Annotated in this window: 17 protein-coding genes; 8 read left to right on the top strand and 9 right to left on the bottom strand. The window is 61.3% G+C overall.

The annotated features are described in order from the left end of the window. Positions 1 to 60: 60 nt before the first annotated feature. From DOCECA_RS22050 to DOCECA_RS22040, 3 genes are all read right to left on the bottom strand, one after another. Positions 61 to 1,719 (bottom strand): Na/Pi cotransporter family protein, encoded by a 1,659-nt coding sequence (locus DOCECA_RS22050; protein WP_445571085.1) that lies wholly within the window; start codon positions 1,717 to 1,719, stop codon positions 61 to 63. A gap of 336 nt (positions 1,720 to 2,055) precedes the next feature. Beyond that, positions 2,056 to 2,823 carry a TerC family protein gene (locus DOCECA_RS22045; protein WP_420766007.1) on the bottom strand — a complete coding sequence of 256 codons (768 nt, stop codon included), beginning with the start codon at positions 2,821 to 2,823 and terminating at the stop codon, positions 2,056 to 2,058. A 77-nt stretch (positions 2,824 to 2,900) separates the two neighbouring features. Further along, the gene (locus DOCECA_RS22040) at positions 2,901 to 4,208 is read right to left on the bottom strand and encodes a CitMHS family transporter (protein ID WP_039593443.1); all 1,308 of its coding nucleotides are present in this window, start codon (positions 4,206 to 4,208) and stop codon (positions 2,901 to 2,903) included. 563 nt (positions 4,209 to 4,771) lie between these two features. Between DOCECA_RS22040 and DOCECA_RS22035 the strand changes: the two genes are divergently transcribed. Then, positions 4,772 to 5,431, top strand: a complete 660-nt coding sequence (locus tag DOCECA_RS22035) for an NAD(P)-dependent oxidoreductase (protein ID WP_420766006.1) — start codon at positions 4,772 to 4,774, stop codon at positions 5,429 to 5,431. Between the two features lie 5 nt (positions 5,432 to 5,436). Here DOCECA_RS22035 and DOCECA_RS22030 read toward each other — a convergent pair whose 3' ends face one another. Continuing rightward, positions 5,437 to 6,387, bottom strand: a complete 951-nt coding sequence (locus DOCECA_RS22030) for a choline sulfate utilization transcriptional regulator (RefSeq protein ID WP_420766005.1) — start codon at positions 6,385 to 6,387, stop codon at positions 5,437 to 5,439. Between the two features lie 114 nt (positions 6,388 to 6,501). Here DOCECA_RS22030 and betC point away from each other — a divergent pair, with 114 nt between their 5' ends. The 3 genes from betC to DOCECA_RS22015 all read left to right on the top strand — a co-directional run bounded on the left by betC (position 6,502) and on the right by DOCECA_RS22015 (position 10,678). Beyond that, on the top strand, positions 6,502 to 8,010 hold the full coding sequence (betC, locus tag DOCECA_RS22025; RefSeq protein ID WP_434675630.1) for a choline-sulfatase: 1,509 nt from the start codon (positions 6,502 to 6,504) through the stop codon (positions 8,008 to 8,010). 23 nt (positions 8,011 to 8,033) lie between these two features. Then, a complete protein-coding gene (gene choX, locus DOCECA_RS22020) occupies positions 8,034 to 8,954 on the top strand; it encodes a choline ABC transporter substrate-binding protein (RefSeq protein ID WP_445571084.1) in 921 nt (306 codons plus the stop codon). A gap of 155 nt (positions 8,955 to 9,109) precedes the next feature. Further along, entirely contained in the window at positions 9,110 to 10,678 is a 1,569-nt protein-coding gene (locus tag DOCECA_RS22015) for a SulP family inorganic anion transporter (RefSeq protein WP_445571083.1), read from the top strand. Between the two features lie 151 nt (positions 10,679 to 10,829). Here the strand turns inward: DOCECA_RS22015 and aroE are convergent, their stop codons facing one another. Together aroE and hemF are read right to left on the bottom strand one after the other, a co-directional pair. Further along, the gene (gene aroE, locus DOCECA_RS22010) at positions 10,830 to 11,651 is read right to left on the bottom strand and encodes a shikimate dehydrogenase (protein ID WP_445571082.1); all 822 of its coding nucleotides are present in this window, start codon (positions 11,649 to 11,651) and stop codon (positions 10,830 to 10,832) included. 13 nt (positions 11,652 to 11,664) lie between these two features. Further along, complete coding sequence (gene hemF / locus DOCECA_RS22005) at positions 11,665 to 12,579, bottom strand: oxygen-dependent coproporphyrinogen oxidase (RefSeq protein WP_445571081.1); 915 nt, start codon at positions 12,577 to 12,579, stop codon at positions 11,665 to 11,667. A gap of 162 nt (positions 12,580 to 12,741) precedes the next feature. On the opposite strand from hemF, the gene DOCECA_RS22000 reads away from it, so the two are divergent. Beyond that, positions 12,742 to 13,719: an NADPH:quinone reductase gene (locus DOCECA_RS22000; protein ID WP_434608628.1), complete on the top strand. Its 978-nt coding sequence runs from the start codon at positions 12,742 to 12,744 to the stop codon at positions 13,717 to 13,719. A gap of 267 nt (positions 13,720 to 13,986) precedes the next feature. Here the strand turns inward: DOCECA_RS22000 and DOCECA_RS21995 are convergent, their stop codons facing one another. From DOCECA_RS21995 to DOCECA_RS21985, 3 genes are all read right to left on the bottom strand, one after another. Beyond that, positions 13,987 to 14,544, bottom strand: coding sequence for an L-threonylcarbamoyladenylate synthase (locus DOCECA_RS21995; RefSeq protein WP_434561424.1), 558 nt, complete (start codon positions 14,542 to 14,544; stop codon positions 13,987 to 13,989). A gap of 60 nt (positions 14,545 to 14,604) precedes the next feature. Then, positions 14,605 to 15,699, bottom strand: coding sequence for a DNA-processing protein DprA (gene dprA / locus DOCECA_RS21990; RefSeq protein WP_445571080.1), 1,095 nt, complete (start codon positions 15,697 to 15,699; stop codon positions 14,605 to 14,607). An 80-nt stretch (positions 15,700 to 15,779) separates the two neighbouring features. Then, on the bottom strand, positions 15,780 to 16,805 hold the full coding sequence (locus DOCECA_RS21985; RefSeq protein ID WP_434649457.1) for a LysM peptidoglycan-binding domain-containing protein: 1,026 nt from the start codon (positions 16,803 to 16,805) through the stop codon (positions 15,780 to 15,782). A 155-nt stretch (positions 16,806 to 16,960) separates the two neighbouring features. Here DOCECA_RS21985 and def point away from each other — a divergent pair, with 155 nt between their 5' ends. From def to rsmB, 3 genes are all read left to right on the top strand, one after another. Beyond that, entirely contained in the window at positions 16,961 to 17,467 is a 507-nt protein-coding gene (def, locus tag DOCECA_RS21980; protein ID WP_053126951.1) for a peptide deformylase, read from the top strand. A gap of 71 nt (positions 17,468 to 17,538) precedes the next feature. Beyond that, positions 17,539 to 18,498 (top strand): methionyl-tRNA formyltransferase, encoded by a 960-nt coding sequence (gene fmt, locus DOCECA_RS21975; RefSeq protein WP_445571079.1) that lies wholly within the window; start codon positions 17,539 to 17,541, stop codon positions 18,496 to 18,498. Next, entirely contained in the window at positions 18,495 to 19,805 is a 1,311-nt protein-coding gene (gene rsmB / locus DOCECA_RS21970; RefSeq protein WP_445571078.1) for a 16S rRNA (cytosine(967)-C(5))-methyltransferase RsmB, read from the top strand. Before fmt ends, rsmB begins: the two co-directional genes overlap by 4 nt. Positions 19,806 to 19,809: the final 4 nt, after the last annotated feature.

The following is a 19,809-nucleotide window of genomic DNA, read 5'->3' as shown; positions in this document are numbered from 1 at the left end:
GGCGGCTTGTAAATCCATGGTCCGGGGACACACTTGTTGACTGGCCGAGACGCCAGTCGTTCAAGGCGAATGGGTGATGTCGGACATTTCATCGGCGGACAGGGCGCCGATCTCGGATGTTTCCAGCACCACATAGGCGCTGCCGCAGAACAACGAATTCAAGCGCCGCATGTCGGCGATCAGTTCCAAGTGAAGGGAACTCGTCTCAAGGCTTTGCACGACTTTGCGCTGCAAGCGGCTGACATGGGCGTGGGCCATCCGTCGTTCCTGCGCGCGAAAGCGCCGTTTCTCGCGCAGCAATTGGCGAGCACTTTCCCGATCGGCACTGAGGAAGACCGACAATCCCAGGCGCAGGTTAGCGATCAGATGGCTGTGCAGCCCCGCCAACTCTTCCAGGCCCACGTCAGAGAACGAGCGGCGTTGGGAGGTCTTCTGCTGCTGGACCTTGCGCAACATGCGTTCGATGAGGTCACTGGCCAGTTTGAGGTTGATCGCCAGCTCGATGATTTCCGCCCAGCGGCGACTGTCCTGTTCACTGAGATCTTCACGAGGCATTTGCGCCATGTAGAGCTTGATGGCGCTGCACAGCGCTTCGACGTCATCGCTCATGCTGCGCAGTTGTTGAGTGATCGCCGTTTGCTCGCCTCGCAGGACGCCGAGCATGGCCTCGAGCATGCTTTCGATCAGATCACCAATGCGCAGGGTTTCCCGCGCGGCGTTCGCCAGCGCCAGGCTTGGTGTGGCGAGGGCGGCGGGGTCCAGGTGCCGTGACGTGGCTTTGCCATTGGCTTGCGGTCGTTCCGGCAGCAGCCAGGCACAGAGCCTGGCCATCGGTCCGACGCTGGGCAACAGCACCAGGCAACGCACGGTGTTATAGAGCAAATGAAAGCCAATGACGGTTTCCTGCGGGCTGAAATCCAGGCCGTCCAGCCAGCCCACCAGTGGGTCGAGTACCGGAATGATCAGCAGCAGGCCGATCAGCTTGTACAACAGGCTGCCCAGCGCCACCTGGCGTCCGGCGGCGTTCTGCATGCTGGTGCTGAGGAACGCCAGCACGCCGCTGCCGATATTGGCACCGATCACCAGGCCGATGGCGACTGGCAAGCTGATCACCGCAGCGCCGGCGAGGGTCGCGGTCAGCAAAACCGCCGCCAGGCTGGAATAGGAAATCATTGCGAACAGCGCACCCACCAAGGCATCGAGCAGGATGTCGCCGGTCAACGAGGCGAAAATCACCTTCACGCCCTGGGCCTGGGTGATCGGCGCGGCGGCTTCGACAATCAATTGCAGGGCCAGGATGATCAGGCCCAGGCCGATGGAGACCCGGCCCATCTGGCCGACGCGGGTCTGTTTGCGCGAGAGGAAAAAAATCACTCCGAGGAAGATCAGCAGCGGCGACAGCCACGACAGGTCCAGGGTCAGCACCCGGGCCATCAATGCGGTGCCGACGTCCGCACCGAGCATGGTCGCCAGGGCAGGGGTCAATGCCATCAGGCCCTGGCCGACGAAGGAAGTGACGAGCATCGCCGTGGCATTGCTGCTCTGGACCATGGCCGTGACCATGATGCCGGCGATGAACGCCAGCCAGCGCCTGGACATGTTCTGGCCAATGACATGGCGCAGGTTCGAGCCGTAGACCCGCAAGATGCCGGTCCGGACGATATGCGTGCCCCAGATCAGCAAGGCCACGGCGGAAAGTAGATTCAGCAGGGTCAGCATGAGGAGCCCCCTGTTAGCGTCCCAGATGGACAAATTGACGGTGCCACATCGTTTTACTTCTTGTACTTAAGCTGTAGTTGCCGAATGGTCCGGGCGCCAGCATTGCACAGCTGAAGATGGGTTTGAAACAAAACTGTCATAAAACAGTTTCCTCGAAAACACCCCGCCCCCTGTAGGAGCGAGCCTGCTCGCGATGGCGGCAGCACATCCAAAATCTTTGTTCCAGGCGATCGCTTTCGCGAGCAAGCTCGCTCCCACAGGTTTTGCATTCGAGCGTTTTTTGCAGGCATGAAAAAGGGGCTCACAAGAGCCCCTTCGTTTCACTGCCCTACATCTTTACTGACCCGGGACATCCTTGCGCAGTTTCACCGGATCCTGTTGCTTGCGCTTGCGAGCAATCGCTGTGCGCATCTTGATGTTGATCGCTTCCACTGCCAGCGAGAACGCCATGGCGAAGTAGACGTAGCCCTTGGGCACGTGCACGTCGAACGATTCGGCGATCAGCACGGTACCGACCACCAGCAGGAACGACAGCGCCAGCATCTTCAGCGACGGGTGCTTGTCGATGAACGTGCTGATGGTGCCCGAAGCCAGCATCATCACCAGGACGGCAACGATGATTGCCGCCACCATGACCGGTACATGGGAAACCATGCCCACCGCGGTGATGACCGAGTCCAGGGAGAACACGATGTCGATGATTGCGATCTGGATGATGGTGTAGATGAAGTTGCCACCCTTGACCGACGGCTCATCGCTGCTTTCTTCCTCGCCTTCCAGCGCGTGGTACATCTCCTGGGAGCTTTTCCACAGCAGGAACAAGCCACCGAAGAACAGGATCAGGTCACGACCGGAGATGCCCTGGCCGAACACTTCGAACAGATCGGCGGTCAGGCGCATGACCCAGGTGATCGACAGCAGCAACAGGATCCGCGTGATCATCGCCAGCGCCAGGCCGAAAATCCGGGTGCGCGCCTGCATGTGCTTGGGCATGCGGCTGACCAGGATCGAGATCATGATGATGTTATCGATGCCCAGGACAATTTCCAGGGCGGTCAGGGTAAAGAAGGCAACCCATATTTCCGGGTTGGTCAGCCATTCCATGTGAGTTCCTTTGAGCGAGTGTTAGGCCGCGCCGCGCCTTCGGTTGACCGATAGGGGCGACGCAGCGGGCATTGCTTTTATAGAGTGCTGAACAGCGGAAAAATCCCCATCAGCAAGGCGGCGAACATTATGCACAGGCAAACCAGTACTGCCCACTTCAAGGTGAAGCGCTGGTGATCGCCGAATTCGATACCGGCCAAGGCTACCAGCAGGTAGGTCGACGGAACCAGCGGGCTCAGCAGGTGGACGGGCTGGCCAACGATGGAGGCACGGGCCATTTCGACGCCAGTGATGCCGTAATGGCTGGCCGCTTCCGCCAGAACTGGTAACACCCCGTAATAAAATGCATCGTTCGACATGAAGAAAGTGAACGGCATGCTCACCAGCGCGGTGATGACCGCCAGGTACGGGCCGAGGAAGTCCGGGATGACCGCCAGCAGGCTCTTGGACATGGCGTCGACCATGCCGGTGCCGGACAGGATGCCGGTGAAGATCCCCGCCGCGAAAATCAGCCCGACCACCGCCAGGACGCTGCCGGCGTGGGCCGCGACGCGGTCCTTCTGCTGCTGCAGGCACGGATAGTTGACGATCATCGCAATACTGAACGCCACCATGAACAGCACGGGCAGCGGCAACAGGCCGGCGATCAGGGTGCACATCAAGACCAGGGTCAGCGCGCCGTTGAACCAGATCAGCTTCGGACGGCGGGCGTCCGGGAACTGGGAAACGCTGATTTCGCTGTGGTCCATTTCGTCGCCCGCCAGGTGCAATTCACCCAGGCGCGCACGCTCGCGTTTGCCGTACATGTAGGCAATCGCCAGGATCGCCACGACGCCGGCCAACATGGCGGGAATCATCGGCACGAAGATGTCGGACGGATCCACATGCAGCGCACTGGCCGCCCGGGCGGTCGGGCCCCCCCAGGGGGTCATGTTCATCACGCCGCCGGCGAGGATGATCAGGCCAGCCATGATCCTTGGACTCATGCCGATGCGGCTGTAGAGCGGCAGCATCGCGGCCACGCAGATCATGTAAGTGGTCGCGCCGTCACCATCAAGGGAAACGACGAGCGCCAGAACGGCGGTACCGACCGAAACTTTCAACGGGTCGCCCTTGACCAGCTTGAGGATCTTGCGCACGGCCGGGTCGAACAGGCCGGAGTCGATCATCAGGGCGAAATAGAGAATCGCAAACATCAGCATCACCCCGGTAGGGGCGAGCTTGGTGATGCCTTCGAGCATCATCGGGCCGATCTTCGGTGCAAAACCGCCGAACAGGGCGAACAGGATCGGGATGATGATCAAGGCGATCAGCGCGGAAAGGCGCTTGGTCATGATCAGGAACATGAACGTGATGACCATGGCAAAGCCAAGGAAAGTCAGCATGGGAAATACTCCAGGCGTGGCGCGGCGGGCAAAGGCGAACCGGTCAGGTCAGCGCAGGATGCAAAGCACGGGGCGGACGGATGGAGTGGGCGCAACGGGATGGGTAGCAGCGGACATCAGAATCACCATTGTTGTTGTTAAAAAGGCCGCACGAGCATCAGCAAGCTCGTTGTAGGCCACCGGTCTGTTGCCGGTAGGTGAGGCGATCCTAATCGCGCAAGCTTTCAGCAGCCTTTCGCAGGCCGACCGTATGACCAACGCATGAAGTTACTTTGTGGCGGGGGATTTATTCCCGTTGGACTGCGAAGCAGGCCCAAAAGAGCAGACCGCATTCTTTCGAAATTTCGCAATGACAGGTTTCAGGGCCGCTTCGCGCCCAGCGGGGATAAATCCCCTCGCCACAAAAGCAATCAGCGTTTCACTTTGAAGGCTGAAAGATTCAAATACACGTGGGCGTGGTAGCCCTTGATCCGTTGCATCGGTCAATCCTTGATAAAGAGGCGAACCCTCTTGGTTTTCCGCGGGTCAGAGCCTTTACACGCGGGAAAAAAGGAACGCCAGCCATGAAAAACGCGGAAACCCCGGTTATCAAAGTGGTGCTTTATGGTGCCATGAGCAGCCTCGGCAGTGCGTTGATGGCTGAACTGCTGCGACGACAGCATGAAGTAATCGCCGTTCTGGATGACCTTACCGCCCTGGCCCCACGCCCGGGACTGCGGGCCAAGACCGGCGATCTGTTCGACCCGGAGCGGGTCAAGCAAAGCGTCGCCGGTGTCAGCGCCGTCGTATGCCTGTTGAACGCACCAGGATTGCCGATGAACAGCGAGCAGGTGGAGCGCACATTGATTCCCGGCCCGGTGGAGCAAGTCCTGGCGGTGGACGCGTTGATTGCCGGCATGCAAGCGGTGAACATTTCACGGTTGTTTTTGGTGGGTGACTTTGCGGTGCTCGACGAAGAACAAGCCGACGACGACTTGCAGCGCCATGCCGCCGAAGAAGTGCTTGATGCTCTGAAGAACAGCACGCTGCAGTGGACCCTGATCAACGCGCCCTATGCCGCGCCAGGCTTGGGCATCGAACACTTCAGCCAGGTCAGTACCAGCCTCGAGCCGGGCCTGGCCGAAACCCTGGAGCGGCTCAACCGCGTGGCCGTCGGCATCGCCGATGAGCTGCGCTTGAACCTGCATGTGGGCGAGCACGTCAGTTTTGTCACGGCCGTGTAGGCCTATCAAACGGCGATGGAAGGCAGCGGCAAGCCAGTGAGCGACTCGGCGCTGTTGGCCTGTTCTTCCATCAACCAATCCACGAACAACTTGATTAGAACACCGCGGCGCTTGCGCTGGGGCAAGACCACGTAATAACCCAGCCGGGACAGCACCGTTTGGGCGATCGGACGACACAACAATCCTTGGGCCAGCAAGTTATCCACAAGGTGTCGCCAGCCGATGGCAACGCCCTGGCCGCCAATCGCCGCCTGGATGAGCAGCGTGTAATTGTCGAAGCGCAACTGCCCGGGCGCTGGCGGCGAGTTGATGCCTAATTCGCGAAACACACCACTCCAGTCGAACCAGTTGCTGCTGTTGCCCGCGCGCAGGTGCAGCAATGGGAATTCCGCCAAGGCCTGGGCGGGCAAGGGCAGGGGACGTTCTCCGAGCAGCAGCGGACTGCACACAGGGAAAACTTCTTCGCTGAACAGCCAGCGACTTTCGCCTTGTTTGAAGCGACCATCGCCGAACAACACTGCAACGTCAATATCGGTACGGAGCATGTTGTGGTTGCGCTCGCTGGTCACCAGGCTCACATCCACCTGGGGATTGGCGGCGTGAAACCGATGCAGCCGAGGCATCAGCCAATAAGCGGCAAAGGCAAAGTCCGTCGCCACTTGCAGCACTTCGTGCTGGTGCTGGGCGGTGATCGCATTCAGACCCGCATCGATGCTTTGCAAACCGGCCTGGACTTGCTCGAACAGCAGCGTGCCGGCTTCAGTCAGCTCGATGCCTCGATAGATGCGGTCAAACAGCCGCGTGCCCAGCTGTTCTTCCAACCGTTTGATCTGCTGGCTGATGGCCGGCTGCGTGGTGCCCAGCTCGATCGCGGCCGCGGTGAAGCTTTGCTGGCGAGCCGCTGATTCGAAGACACGGAACAGGTCCAGGGAGAGGTCACCCAAGGCTTCATACATAAGCTGTGCTTATCCTAGTCATTGTCTCGCATGGGCTTTACCCCAAAACTCAGGGGCTACATGCTCAATCGCAGCACTATCGCATAACTGCCTACTATGGAATGCCGCGAATACATGAAGCGCAAGAACATTCTTTTCATCATGGCCGATCAAATGGCCGCGCCAATGTTGCCGATCTATGGTCCGTCGCCCATCAAGTTGCCGAACCTGTCCCGCCTGGCCGACCAGGGCGTGGTGTTCGATGCCGCGTATTGCAACAGTCCGTTGTGCGCGCCGTCACGCTTTACCCTGGTGAGCGGCCAGTTGCCAAGCAAGATTGGCGCCTACGACAACGCGGCGGATTTCCCAGGGGACGTTCCGACGTATGCCCACTACCTTCGCCGCCTCGGCTACCGCACGGCGTTGTCTGGCAAGATGCATTTTTGCGGACCGGACCAGCTGCACGGCTACGAAGAACGTCTGACCAGTGACATCTATCCTGCCGACTACGGCTGGGCCGTGAATTGGGATGAGCCGGATGTGCGGCCGAGCTGGTATCACAACATGTCATCGGTGTTGCAGGCCGGCCCGTGCGTGCGGACCAATCAGCTGGACTTCGATGAAGAGGTGGTGTTCAAGGCCCAGCAATACTTGTTCGACCACATCCGCGAGGACGGCGACCAGCCGTTTTGCCTAACGGTATCGATGACACACCCACACGATCCGTACACGATTCCCAAGGCATTTTGGGATTTGTATGACGACAACGAGATCCCACTGCCGCAAACCCCGGCGCAGGCTGAACTCGATCCGCATTCCCAGCGCCTGCTCAAGGTCTATGATCTTTGGGATAAGCCGCTGCCTGTGGATAAGATCCGCGATGCTCGTCGAGCGTATTTCGGGGCGTGCAGCTACATCGACAGCAATGTCGGCAAGTTGCTGCAAACCCTGGAGGACACCGGGCTGATCGACGACACCATCGTCGTCTTCTCCGGCGATCATGGCGATATGCTCGGCGAAAAGGGTCTTTGGTACAAAATGCACTGGTTCGAAATGGCCGCTCGGGTACCGTTGTTGATCAGTGCCCCGGGGCAGTTCGCCAATCGCCGTGTCGGTGCGGCTGTGTCCACCGCCGACCTGCTGCCGACCCTGGTTGAACTGGCCGGCGGTACGCTGGAGCCAGGTCTGCCACTGGACGGCCGTTCGCTGGTGCCGCATCTGCAAGGGCAGGGCGGACATGATGAGGTCTTCGGCGAATACATGGCTGAAGGCACGATCAGTCCGTTGATGATGATCCGTCGCGGCCCGTGGAAATTCATCTATAGCGAGGATGATCCATGCCTGCTGTTCGATCTACGCAACGATCCCAAGGAGCAGCAAGACCTCAGCCAATCGCCCGAACATCAGTCACTGTTTGCTGATTTTCTCGCCGAAGCGCGGGCCAAATGGGACATTCCGACGATTCATCAACAGGTACTCGCCAGCCAGCGACGTCGACGTTTCGTCGCCCATGCGCTGACCCTGGGCAAACTCAAGAGCTGGGATCACCAGCCGCTGGTGGACGCCAGCCAGCAGTACATGCGCAACCACATCGATCTGGACGATCTGGAGCGCAAGGCCCGTTATCCACAACCCTGCCAATAAACCAATAACGTAAGGGGAAGCACATGCAAAAGTTATCCACAGTACTGGCCGCCGGGCTGTTGGCGTTGAGCAGTGTTTCGGCGTGGGCCGAGCAAAGCTGCGAGACGGTCAAAATGGCTGACCCGGGCTGGAGCGACATCGCTGCGACCAACGCCATCACCGGTTTCCTGCTGGAAGGCATGGGTTACAAGCCCAAGGTCGATACGCTTGCCGTGCCGATTACGTTTGGCGGCCTGAAAGATGGTCAGGTCGATGTGTTCCTGGGTAACTGGATGCCGGCGCAGCAGGGCTTCTATGACAAATTCGTGGCCAACGGTGATGTTACGCAACTGGCCAAGAACCTTGATGGCACCGAATTCACCCTGGCGGTGCCCGATTATGTCTGGGACGCAGGCGTGCATGACTTTGCCGACCTGAACAAATTCGCGGACAAGTTCGACAAGAAGATCTACGGCATCGGGTCCGGTGCCCCGGCCAACCTTTCCCTGAAAGAAATCATCAAGACCAACGATTTCGGCATGGGCGAATGGAAGCTGGTGGAGTCCAGCGAACAGGCCATGTTGGCGGAAGTCTCCCGGGCGGTGAAAAAACAGAAGTTCGTGACCTTCCTCGGCTGGACCCCGCACCCGATGAACGTGCAACTGAAGATGCACTACCTCAAGGGCGGCGAGAAATATTTCGGCGATACCGGCAGCGTGTACACCTTGACGCGCAAAGGTTATGCACAGGCCTGCCCGAACGTTGGCAAACTGCTGACCAACCTGAGCTTCACCCAGGAAATGGAAAACAGCATCATGGCTGAGGTGGTGACCAAGAAAGTCAGCAACGCCGACGCGGCCAAGGCCTGGATCAAGGCTAATCCGGCGGTGCTGGATAAATGGCTGGATGGCGTGAAGACCGTTGACGGTAAGGACGCGCTGGCGGCGGTGAAGGCCAAGCTCTGACAGCTGCGCCGGGCTCTTGTGGCGAGGGAGCTTGCTCCCGCTCGGTCGCGCAGCGGCCGCAGAATCGGGCCTGCTGCGCAGTCCAGCGGGAGCAAGCTCCCTCGCCACGTTGGTTCACCTGATACTCTTGCGCCAAACCCCATTCTTGAGGCCCCATGGCAATCCCCACGCGCCATTCGCTGTTTCCATTCCTGAGCTGGCTACCCCGGCAAACGCGCGCCAGTGTCGGCCGTGACCTGGTTGTCGGCCTCAGCGGTGCGATTCTCGCGCTGCCGCAGTCCATTGCCTACGCCCTGATTGCCGGATTGCCGCCCGAGTACGGACTGTACGCGGCGATCGTGCCGGTGCTGATCGCCTGCCTGTGGGGTTCGTCGTGGCATTTGATCTGCGGTCCTACGGCGGCGATCTCCATTGTCCTGTACGCCACGGTCAGTCCCCTGGCCGTTCCGGCAACCCAGGACTACATCACGCTGATCCTCTTGCTGACGGTCTTGGCGGGTATTTTCCAATGGCTGCTCGGGTTGTTGCGGTTCGGGGCGCTGGTCAATTTTGTCTCGCATTCGGTGGTGCTGGGTTTCACCTTGGGCGCAGCGGTGGTCATTGCCTTGGGGCAGCTGCCGAACCTGCTGGGCCTGGACCTGCCGAACGAAGCCACGGCGTTGAAAAGCTTGCTTATGTTGTTCAATCACATCGCAGCTGTGGATAAGCCTTCGCTGTTGTTGGGACTGGGCACCCTGGCGCTGGGCATTGTGCTCAAGCGCTTGCTGCCACGCTGGCCAAGCCTGTTGATAACTTTGGTCATCAGCAGCCTGGTGGTCTGGGTGTGGCCGGCGATGTTCGGGCATGTGGCGTTGGTTAGCGCCTTTGTCGGGCGCCTGCCGCCGTTCAAACCGCTGCCGCTGGACCTGGAATTGATCTTGCGCCTGCTGCCCGGTGCCGTGGCGGTGGGCATGCTCGGGCTGGTGACCAGTCTGTCCATTGCCCGGTCGCTGTCGGTCCGCTCCGGGCAGTTGCTCGATGCGAATCAGGAGGTGAGGGCGCAGGGTCTTTCCAATATTGTTGGAGGTTTTTTCGCAGGATCGTTGTCAGCCGGTTCCTTCACTCGCTCGGGCCTCAGCTACGAGGCTGGCGCCTGCTCGCCCCTGGCCGGGATGTTTTCGGCATTGTGGGTAGCGCTGTTTGCCGTTGCCGGCGCGAAATTGATCGCGCACATTCCGATTCCCGCCATGGCCGGCAGCATCCTGCTGATCGCCTGGGGCCTGGTGGACCATCGCGGCATCCGGGCTTTGTACCGGGTGAGTCGCTCCGAATTCCTGGTCATGGGCCTGACCTGCCTGGCCACGCTGTTGCTGGAATTGCAAACCGCTATCTACGCCGGCGTGCTCGCCTCGCTGTTTTTCTACCTCAAGCGCACCTCCCAGCCACGTGTACACCATAGCCGCGAAGGCGAGGCGGACATCTTGCGGGTGGGCGGCTCGATCTTTTTCGGCGCCAGTCATTATTTGCAGGTGCGTTTGCAGCGTATGCAGGCGCAACGGGTGGTGATCGACGCCCAGCAGATCAACTTCATCGATTATTCGGGCGTGGAAATGCTCCATCAGGAAGCCCGGCGGTTGCGTGGCCAGGGGCGTAGCCTGACCTTGCGTGGGGCAAGGCCGCAGGTGGTGGAGGAGTTGTTGAAGTTGGAAGGATCGGACAAATGCCCGATCCACTTCGAGGGTTGAAGAGTGGAGGAGCTTATGGCGCATAGGTCTGTAGGTTTACACACCTGTGGCGAGGGGATTTATCCCCGCTGGGGCGCGAAGCGGCCCCGCTTTCTGGGGACTGCTTCGCAGTCCAGCGGGGATAAATCCCCTCGCCACAACAGCCTGAAGCCTACTGTGCGAGCTGGCGGCGTAGCTCGGCCAGCACCGGCGCCGTATCCGGGCGTACCCCGCGCCACAGGTAGAACGCTTCGCCCGCCTGCTCGGCCAGCATGCCCAGGCCGTCCATCGCCATCGCCGCGCCATGTTCCCGGGCCCAGCGGCAGAAGGATGTCGGCTCCTTGCTGTACATCATGTCGTAGCAGAACGTCTGGCCCGGCTCGATCAGGCTTGCGGCAATCGGCGGTACATCGCCTGACAGGCTGGCGGACGTGGCGTTGATGACCAGGTCTACCGGCTCCTTCAACCAATCAAAACCACTGGCCGAGACCGGGCCCAGGTCGGCGAACAGCTCAGCCAGCAACTCGGCTTTTTCCACCGTCCGATTGGCGATGATCACCGACGCCGGTGCTTCGGCCAGCAGCGGTTCCAAGGCGCCGCGCACCGCACCGCCGGCGCCGAGCAAGAGGATGCGCTTGCCCTTGAGGCTGAAACCGGCGTTGACGGTCAGGTCCCGCACCAGCCCCGCACCGTCGGTGTTGTCGCCCAAGAGGCGGCCATCGGTCAGTTTGCTCAAGGTGTTGACCGCCCCGGCGCGCTGCGCCCGGTCGGTCAAGCTGTCAGCCAGGCGGAAGGCGTCTTCCTTGAACGGCACGGTGACGTTCGCCCCACGGCCCTCGCGGAAAAATTCCCGGGCGCAACCGGCAAAATCCTCCAAGGGTGCCAGCAACGTGCTGTAGTCCAGCACCTGCCCGGTCTGCTCGGCAAACAGGCGATGGATCATTGGCGACTTGCTGTGGCCGATCGGGTTACCCATTACAACGTAGCGGTCCATTGATAATCCCCGTTCAGACCGTGGCCAGCCAATCGCGATCCTGCAGGAAGTACTCGGTCAGGCGAGCCTCTTCGCTGCCCGGTTCGGCTTTCCAGTCATAACTCCAGCGGACCTGCGGCGGCAGGGACATCAGGATCGACTCGGTACGCCCGCCCGATTGCAGGCCGAACAGCGTGCCGCGGTCATAGACCAGGTTGAATTCCACGTAGCGTCCACGGCGGAACTCCTGGAATTCCCGTTGCTTGGCGGTGAACGGGTCGTGCTTGCGACGACGCACGATAGGCAGGTAGGCATCGATGTAGGCATCGCCAATGGCGCGCATGAAGGCGAAGCTGGTGTCGAAGTCCCACTCGTTCAGGTCATCGAAAAACAGGCCGCCGATACCTCGGGGCTCGTTGCGATGCTTGATGTGGAAATAGCTGTCGCACCAAGCCTTGCAGCGCGAATAGATATCCGGGCCGAACGGTTCGCAGGCTTGCTGGGCGATGCGGTGCCAATGCACGCAATCTTCTTCCACGCCGTAATAAGGCGTCAGGTCGAAGCCACCGCCAAACCACCAGACCGGCTCCTCGCCTTCCTTTTCGGCGATGAAAAAGCGCACGTTGGCGTGGGACGTCGGCACATGGGGGTTGTGGGGGTGGATAACCAGTGACACGCCCAGGGCTTCGAAGCCGCGCCCGGCCAGCTCAGGCCGGTGGGCACTGGCTGACGGTGGGAGACCGCTGCCGAAGACGTGGGAAAAGTTGACGCCGCCCTTTTCGATCACCGTGCCGTTTTCGATCACTCGCGTACGACCGCCACCTCCGGCTGGCCGGGTCCAGGCGTCCTCGACGAAGCGAGTGCCACCGTCCTCGGTTTCCAGTGCCGCGCAGATGCGGTCTTGCAGGTCCAGCAGATAGGCTTTCACGGCCTCGGTGCGAGTAGTCATGACATCACCTTGATCAGGGCTACGCTGCTCGGCGTACAAGGCCGCCGGCAAAATGGGCGCACAGGATAACACCGCATCCGCCCACACCACAGTTGACGTGGATCAAGCTTAGGAGTCCGATAGCAGGCTTGGTAAAAGTCCCACGATAAGGAGAAAGTGAAGATGGCCAAACGCATCCAGTTCAGTTCCCACGGCGGCCCAGACGTACTTGAGTTCGTGGATTACCAGCCCGCCGAGCCCGGTCCGCAACAGGTCCGCGTGAGCAACAAGGCCATCGGCCTGAACTTCATCGACACCTATTACCGCAGTGGCCTTTATCCGCCACCGGCCTTGCCGTCGGGGCTCGGTGCGGAGGGCGCGGGTGTGGTCGAGGCCGTTGGTTCGGACGTCACGCGTTTCAAGGTCGGTGACCGCGTCGCCTACGGCAGTGGCCCGCTGGGGGCGTACAGCGATGTCCACGTATTGCCCGAGGCCAATCTGGTCCACTTGCCCGAGGCCATCAGCTTCGAACAGGCTGCCGGGGTAATGCTCAAGGGCCTGACCGTGCAATACCTGCTGCGTCAGACTTACGAGCTCAAGGGCGGCGAGACTGTTCTGTTCCACGCCGCCGCTGGTGGTGTTGGTTCCCTGGCCTGCCAGTGGGCCAAGGCCTTGGGCGTGAAGCTGATCGGCACCGTCAGCTCGGCGGAAAAAGCCGCCATCGCCAGATCCCATGGCGCCTGGGAAGTCATCGACTACAGCAAGGAAAACGTCGTACAGCGCGTGCTGGAATTGACTGACGGCAAGAAAGTCCCAGTGGTGTACGACGGGGTTGGCAAAGACACTTGGCTGACGTCGTTGGATTGCACGGCGCCGCGTGGCCTGGTGGTGAGCTTCGGCAATGCTTCTGGTGCGGTGGACGGCGTGAACCTGGGGATTCTCTCGGCCAAGGGCTCGCTGTACGTCACCCGCCCGACCCTGGCGACCTACGCCAACAATGCCGAAAACCTGCAGCGCATGGCCGATGAGCTGTTCGGGATGATCGCCAGTGGCAAGCTCAGCGTGGATATCAATCAGCGATTCCCGCTGGCTGAAGCGGCCAAGGCGCATACCGAATTGTCGGCGCGGCGGACGACGGGGTCGACGATCCTCCTGCCCTGATCCAGTGGTCGCTAAAAGACCGGTGGGAGCGAGCTTGCTCGCGATAGCGGTGTATCAGTCAACATCTATGCTGACTGACCTGACGCTATCGCGAGCAAGCTCGCTCCCACAGTTGCTTTGTGGTGTTCATAAATACTGCGTGAACACAAAACCCTGTGGGAGCGAGCCTGCTCGCGAAAGCGGTGTATCAGCCAACATTGATGCTGGCTGACCTGACGCCTTCGCGAGCAGGCTCGCTCCCACAGTTGATTGTGTGCTGACAAGAAGTCAGTCCGGGCGCACCACCTTGCCCGTCGCCAAATCACGAATCACGCTCGGGTTCTTGCGCCCGCCCAGGTTACCGCCCAGCACCAGGTCGAGCTGGCCGCGGAAATACTGTTCGACGCGTATGCGCGTGCGCGCCGCCGGCCGGCCTTGCGGGTTGGCCGACGTGGAGACCAGCGGGCCGATCAACGAGCACAAGTCACGGACGATAGGATGATCGCTGACCCGCAGCGCAACGGTGTCATGCACGCCGGTGATCCACTCCGGCAACAGATCCTGGTGCGGCACCAGCCAGGTATTGGGCCCCGGCCAGGTGCTGGCCATGCGGTCCATCCAGGTTTCGGGGAAGTCTTCGAACAGAAAGTCGAACTGGCGAATGTTGTCAGCCACGAGTATCAAGCCCTTGTCGGGCCTTCGGGACTTGATTGCCAACAGACGCTCCACCGCATCCTCGTTCCACGGATCGCAACCCAGGCCCCAGACCGCTTCGGTTGGATAGGCAATCACCGCCCCGGCGCGAATTTCTCGCGCGGCTTGTTGCACACGCCAACTGTTGACCATGAAACATTCTCCGCAACGCAAATAAGGCTGTGGGCAGTTTACCGATCTTCCCCATAAAACCTAGCGTGCGAACCAACGACCGTTGTCACAAATGGCGCGTCCCTCCAGTTCCAGCTCGGTCAACGCCGCCAGCACCTTGGGCAGAACCCAGCCGCTGGCGTCGGCCAACGCCTCGCTGCTTAGCGGTGCGGCATGCAGCAGGCGCAGCAGCGGATGGGTCACGGGCACAGGCTCGGCGGCCAGCGGCAGCCGCTGCCAACCGCGCAACGCTTCGAGAATGTGCTCGACAGTTTCCACCAGCGCCGCCCCGTCGCGGATCAGTTGGTGACAACCTCTGGCCCCAGGATGATGAATCGACCCTGGAATGGCATACACCTCGCGACCGTGTTCCGCCGCAAGACGGGCGGTGATCAGTGAACCGCTCGCGACACTGGCTTCGACCACGAGCACGCCGAGGGATAAGCCGCTGATGATCCTGTTTCGACGCGGGAAGTTGCCGGCGTTGGGCGCTGCGTCCAGCGGAAACTCCGATATCACCGCGCTTCCCTGGGCAATCATTGCCTCCGCCAGCCGTCGATTGCGCTGTGGATAAAAATTTTCGAGGCCGGTGCCCAGCACGCCGATGGTTTGCCCGCCGACCTCCAGTGCCGCCTGATGGGCAGCGGCGTCGATGCCCAAGGCCAGGCCGCTGGTAATGACAAAACCGGCGCCGGCCAGGCTTCGAGAAAACGCCGCCGCCGTATCCATGCCCGGGCGGGATGCTCGGCGACTGCCGACCATGGCCAGCTGCGGTTTTTCCAGGATCGAGGCGTCGCCCGCGACCATCAGCAGCGGGGGCGCGTCGCTGATCTGAGCGAGCAAAGCGGGGTAGTCAGGCTGGTCCCACATCAATAAATGCTGGGCCGGACCGTCTAGCCAGGCCAGTGCGTGGGCGGCACCGTCGCGTATTTGCGGGGCGCGTCGGGCCTCGGCGCACGTGGCCGGCAACCCCAGCGCCCGCCATGCGCTGGCCGGTGCGCTGATGGCTTTGGACGCTGAGCCAAAAGCCTCCATCAGGGTCATGAAACGTTTAGGCCCCAGTTCCGGCAAGCGATGCAAGCGCAGACGGGCCTCTAGTTCCGCAGGCGGAACCGAAGCAGATTCAGGCAATGGCATGTGATCAATCCTTGATCGTTATAGCCCCGTTCAAGCGGGAACAAGCTGTGGATAACTCTGTTGGTAACTTGTGAGACACGTTACGGATTGCGCACTTTGTCGAGTATCGCCAGCGATCGCGAGGCGTACAGCACCAGGCCATAACTGAGTTTGTCGTAGGTGCGGAATACCATCAGCAGGCCGGCGCGTTCGTCCGGGATTTTCACCGGTGCACCGGTGATACGGTCACGCACGGTTTCGCCGGTCTTCATCACGGCCAGAACGTTGCCCTCAACCAGCCCGTCGCGCCGCCCCTTGTTCAGCGTCACCACGTCCATCGCGCCGATCTGCGTTACGCCACGGGGTACGTCGAGGATGAGCCCCTGGATGTCCGATTTCGGCGCGCTGGGCATGAAAGTCGAATTGATCGAGCGCTCTTCGCCGCTGAACAGGCGATCGCCCAGGCGTACCTCTTGCGTGGTCCGTCGCAGGGCCAGTGTCGTGACATCGCCTTCGGTGGCAACGATTTCACCGCTGCCGATGTCATCGGCATTGATGCCCAGAAACTCCTTGGTCTCGGGATCGGTGTAGACCTTACCCTGGCGGAAGATGCCGTAGGCCGGCTGGCTTGTGTCGAAGTTGCCGCGGGCGAAGATCCGGTCGCCGGTGCCGCTGAGCACTCGTTCGGCGTCGCCTGCAACGACGTAGGGTGCCTTGTTGAAATCTTCCGCCGTGTCAACGATGCGGTTGCTCAGCAAAAAACTGTTAATGGCCTGCAGCGGAATGCTCGGGATCGCGTCAGCCACCGGTGAACTGCGAATGCGAGGCGACAGCTTGATGGTGCCGCGTGAGGTGCCGCGATTGAGGGTCAGGCGCGGCTGGCCGTTGATGTAGACCAGCGACAGGGTGTCGCCGGGGTAGATCAGGTTGGGGTTTTCGATCTGTGGGTTGGCCTGCCAAAGCTCGGGCCATTTCCATGGTTCGCGCAGGTATTTGCCGGAAATGTCCCACAGCGTGTCCCCCGTCACCACTGTGTATTGTTGGGGAAAACCTTCCCGAAGTTGCACTTGCCCGTGCGCGATACCGGCCGAAGCCAGGAGCAGCAGGGCGAGTAGTGATTTCCTCATGCGGTGAATCCCTTTATTATGTGCGTTCGCGTAAAACGCCAGAGCCCCCGTGGCTCGCTCTGTTTCAAGAGCAACGTTTTACAACGGTAGCCTGCATCCCAATACACGCCAGGCAAGCCACCCGACTTTACTTCACACGTGCATTTATCAAGCTTATGGCCATTTTGAACATTCTCGAATTTCCGGACCCGCGCCTGCGCACTATCGCCAAACCGGTGGCCGTAGTGGACGACGAAGTGCGTCAGCTGGTCGATGACATGTTTGAAACAATGTATGAGGCGCCAGGCATCGGCCTCGCCGCGACCCAGGTCAACGTGCACAAGCGTATCGTCGTCATGGACCTCTCCGAAGACCGCAGCGAGCCCCGGGTGTTCATCAACCCCGAGTTCGAAACGCTCACCGACGAGATGGAGCAGTATCAGGAAGGCTGCCTTTCGGTGCCGGGCTTCTACGAAAACGTCGACCGTCCGCAGAAGGTCAAGATCAAAGCCCTGGACCGCGACGGCCAGCCTTACGAGCTGATCGCCGAAGGCCTGCTGGCGGTGTGCATCCAGCATGAATGCGACCACCTCAACGGCAAGCTGTTCGTCGATTACCTGTCTAATCTCAAGCGTGACCGGATCAAGAAAAAACTGGAGAAGATCCATCGCCAGAACGCTTGATGCCCCTCTTCAAAGGCTTGCCGCGGCAAGCCTTTTTCTTTTTGCGACTGCTTTGTAACTGAGAGCTTCCCATGACTGAGCCACTGCGCATCGTCTTTGCCGGCACTCCCGAATTTGCCGCCGAACACCTCAAGGCCCTGCTGGCCAGCCCCCATGAAATCGTCGCGGTCTATACCCAGCCGGATCGTCCTGCCGGTCGCGGGCAAAAATTGATGCCCAGCCCGGTCAAGCAGCTTGCCTTGGAGCACGGCTTGCAAGTCCTGCAGCCGCCGACCCTGCGCGATGCCCAGGCCCAAGCAGAACTGGCGGCGCTGGAGCCGGATTTGATGGTGGTGGTTGCCTACGGCCTGATCCTGCCGCAAGTGGTGCTGGATATCCCGCGCCTGGGCTGCATAAACAGCCACGCCTCGCTGCTGCCGCGCTGGCGCGGTGCCGCGCCGATCCAGCGCGCCGTGCAGGCGGGCGATGCCGAGAGCGGCGTGACCGTCATGCGCATGGAAGCAGGCCTGGACACCGGGCCGATGCTGCTCAAGGTCAGCACCCCCATTGGCGCCGAAGACACCGGTGGCAGCCTGCACGACCGCCTCGCGCTGATCGGCCCGCCAGCGGTGGTCCAGGCCATTGCCGGCCTGGCCGCCGGCACGCTGGAAGGCGAAGTGCAGGATGACAGCCTCGCCACCTACGCGCACAAACTGAACAAGGACGAAGCCCGCATCGACTGGAGCCGCCCGGCCGTTGAGCTGGAACGGCTGGTGCGCGCCTTCAACCCTTGGCCGATCTGCCACAGCACCTTGAACGGCGAAGCCCTGAAAGTGCTGGCGGCCAGTTGCGCCGAAGGGAAGGGCGCACCGGGAGAAATCCTCAGTGCCAGCAAGGACGGCCTCGTTGTCGCGTGTGGCGATCAAGCATTGTGTCTGACACGTCTGCAATTGCCCGGCGGCAAGGCGCTGGGCTTCAGCGACTTGTTCAACAGCCGTCGTGAGAAATTTGCCGTCGGCACCGTCCTCGGCCAAGCGGCGGACGCTTCATGAACCCGCGTCTGGCTGCCGCCAAGGCACTTGCCGCGGTACTCAGCGGGAAAGCCTCGCTGAACAGTTCCCTGCCGACCCAACTGGACAAGGTCGAAGATCGCGATCGCGGCTTGACCCAGGACCTGGCGTTCGGCACCGCCCGTTGGCAACCGCGCCTCTCGGCCCTCGCGGCGAAGCTGTTGCAGAAACCGTTCAAGGCCGCCGATGCCGACGTCGAAGCGCTGCTGCTGGTGGGGCTCTATCAACTGCTCTACACCCGCGTCCCCGCCCACGCCGCCATCGGCGAAACCGTGGGCTGCGCCGACAAGCTGAAAAAGCCCTGGGCCAAGGCCCTGCTCAATGCCGTGCTGCGCCGCGCCCAACGGGAAAGCGAAACTCTGCTGGGTAAACTGGAACACGACCCGGTGGTGCGCACCGCCCACCCGCGCTGGTTGCAGAAATCCCTCAAGGCCTTCTGGCCCGAGCAATGGGAAGCCATCTGCGCGGCGAACAATGCCCACCCGCCGATGATCCTGCGGGTCAACCGTCGCCACCATACCCGCGATGCCTACCTGGCGTTGCTGGGCGAGGCGGGCATCCCGGCCATCCCGTGCCAGTACAGTCGCGACGGCATCGTGCTGGAAACTCCCGGCGATGTGCGTGCACTGCCGGGCTTCGCCGAGGGCTGGATCAGCGTCCAGGACGAAGCCGCGCAATTGGCCGCCGACCTGCTGGAGCTGGCGCCCGGCCAACGGGTGCTGGACGCCTGTTGCGCGCCGGGTGGCAAGACTTGTCACATCCTCGAGGCCGAGCCGAAACTGGCCGGCGTGGTGGCCGTGGACCTGGAAGCCAAGCGCCTGGTGCGAGTGAAGGAAAACCTTGAGCGCCTGGGCCTGGACGCCGAACTATTCGCCGCCGACGGTCGCGACACGGCTGCGTGGTGGGACGGGAAGCCGTTCCAGCGCATCCTGTTGGACGCACCTTGCTCGGCCACCGGCGTGATCCGTCGCCATCCGGACATCAAGCTCACCCGGCAGCCGGACGACATTGCCGCATTGGCCGTGTTGCAAGGCGAACTGCTTGATGCCATGTGGTCGACCCTGGACGTGGGCGGCATGCTGCTCTACGCCACCTGCTCGACTTTGCCGACGGAAAACACCGAAGTGATCGAAGCATTCCTCGCTCGCACGCCGGGTGCCCGTGAGCTGGACATTGCCACCCAGGCCGGCATCAAGCAGCCCCATGGCCGGCAGTTGTTGGCCCAGGAAGGCGGGCACGATGGGTTCTATTACGCCAAGCTGATCAAAATCGCCGCCGCACGCGGTTAAAACC

The sequence above is a fragment of the Pseudomonas sp. E102 genome (assembly GCF_052660185.1).
This window is presented reverse-complemented; position numbering and strand designations above follow the sequence as displayed.

Bases quoted from the DNA above. Each gene is read 5' to 3' on its own strand.
- DOCECA_RS22050 (WP_445571085.1), bottom strand. From the start codon at position 1,719: ATGCTGACCCTGCTGAATCTACTTTCCGCCGTGGCCTTGCTGATCTGG.
- DOCECA_RS22045 (WP_420766007.1), bottom strand. From the start codon at position 2,823: ATGGAATGGCTGACCAACCCGGAAATATGGGTTGCCTTCTTTACCCTG.
- DOCECA_RS22040 (WP_039593443.1), bottom strand. From the start codon at position 4,208: ATGCTGACTTTCCTTGGCTTTGCCATGGTCATCACGTTCATGTTCCTG.
- DOCECA_RS22035 (WP_420766006.1), top strand. From the start codon at position 4,772: ATGAAAAACGCGGAAACCCCGGTTATCAAAGTGGTGCTTTATGGTGCC.
- DOCECA_RS22030 (WP_420766005.1), bottom strand. From the start codon at position 6,387: ATGTATGAAGCCTTGGGTGACCTCTCCCTGGACCTGTTCCGTGTCTTC.
- betC (WP_434675630.1), top strand. From the start codon at position 6,502: ATGAAGCGCAAGAACATTCTTTTCATCATGGCCGATCAAATGGCCGCG.
- choX (WP_445571084.1), top strand. From the start codon at position 8,034: ATGCAAAAGTTATCCACAGTACTGGCCGCCGGGCTGTTGGCGTTGAGC.
- DOCECA_RS22015 (WP_445571083.1), top strand. From the start codon at position 9,110: ATGGCAATCCCCACGCGCCATTCGCTGTTTCCATTCCTGAGCTGGCTA.
- aroE (WP_445571082.1), bottom strand. From the start codon at position 11,651: ATGGACCGCTACGTTGTAATGGGTAACCCGATCGGCCACAGCAAGTCG.
- hemF (WP_445571081.1), bottom strand. From the start codon at position 12,579: ATGACTACTCGCACCGAGGCCGTGAAAGCCTATCTGCTGGACCTGCAA.
- DOCECA_RS22000 (WP_434608628.1), top strand. From the start codon at position 12,742: ATGGCCAAACGCATCCAGTTCAGTTCCCACGGCGGCCCAGACGTACTT.
- DOCECA_RS21995 (WP_434561424.1), bottom strand. From the start codon at position 14,544: ATGGTCAACAGTTGGCGTGTGCAACAAGCCGCGCGAGAAATTCGCGCC.
- dprA (WP_445571080.1), bottom strand. From the start codon at position 15,699: ATGCCATTGCCTGAATCTGCTTCGGTTCCGCCTGCGGAACTAGAGGCC.
- DOCECA_RS21985 (WP_434649457.1), bottom strand. From the start codon at position 16,805: ATGAGGAAATCACTACTCGCCCTGCTGCTCCTGGCTTCGGCCGGTATC.
- def (WP_053126951.1), top strand. From the start codon at position 16,961: ATGGCCATTTTGAACATTCTCGAATTTCCGGACCCGCGCCTGCGCACT.
- fmt (WP_445571079.1), top strand. From the start codon at position 17,539: ATGACTGAGCCACTGCGCATCGTCTTTGCCGGCACTCCCGAATTTGCC.
- rsmB (WP_445571078.1), top strand. From the start codon at position 18,495: ATGAACCCGCGTCTGGCTGCCGCCAAGGCACTTGCCGCGGTACTCAGC.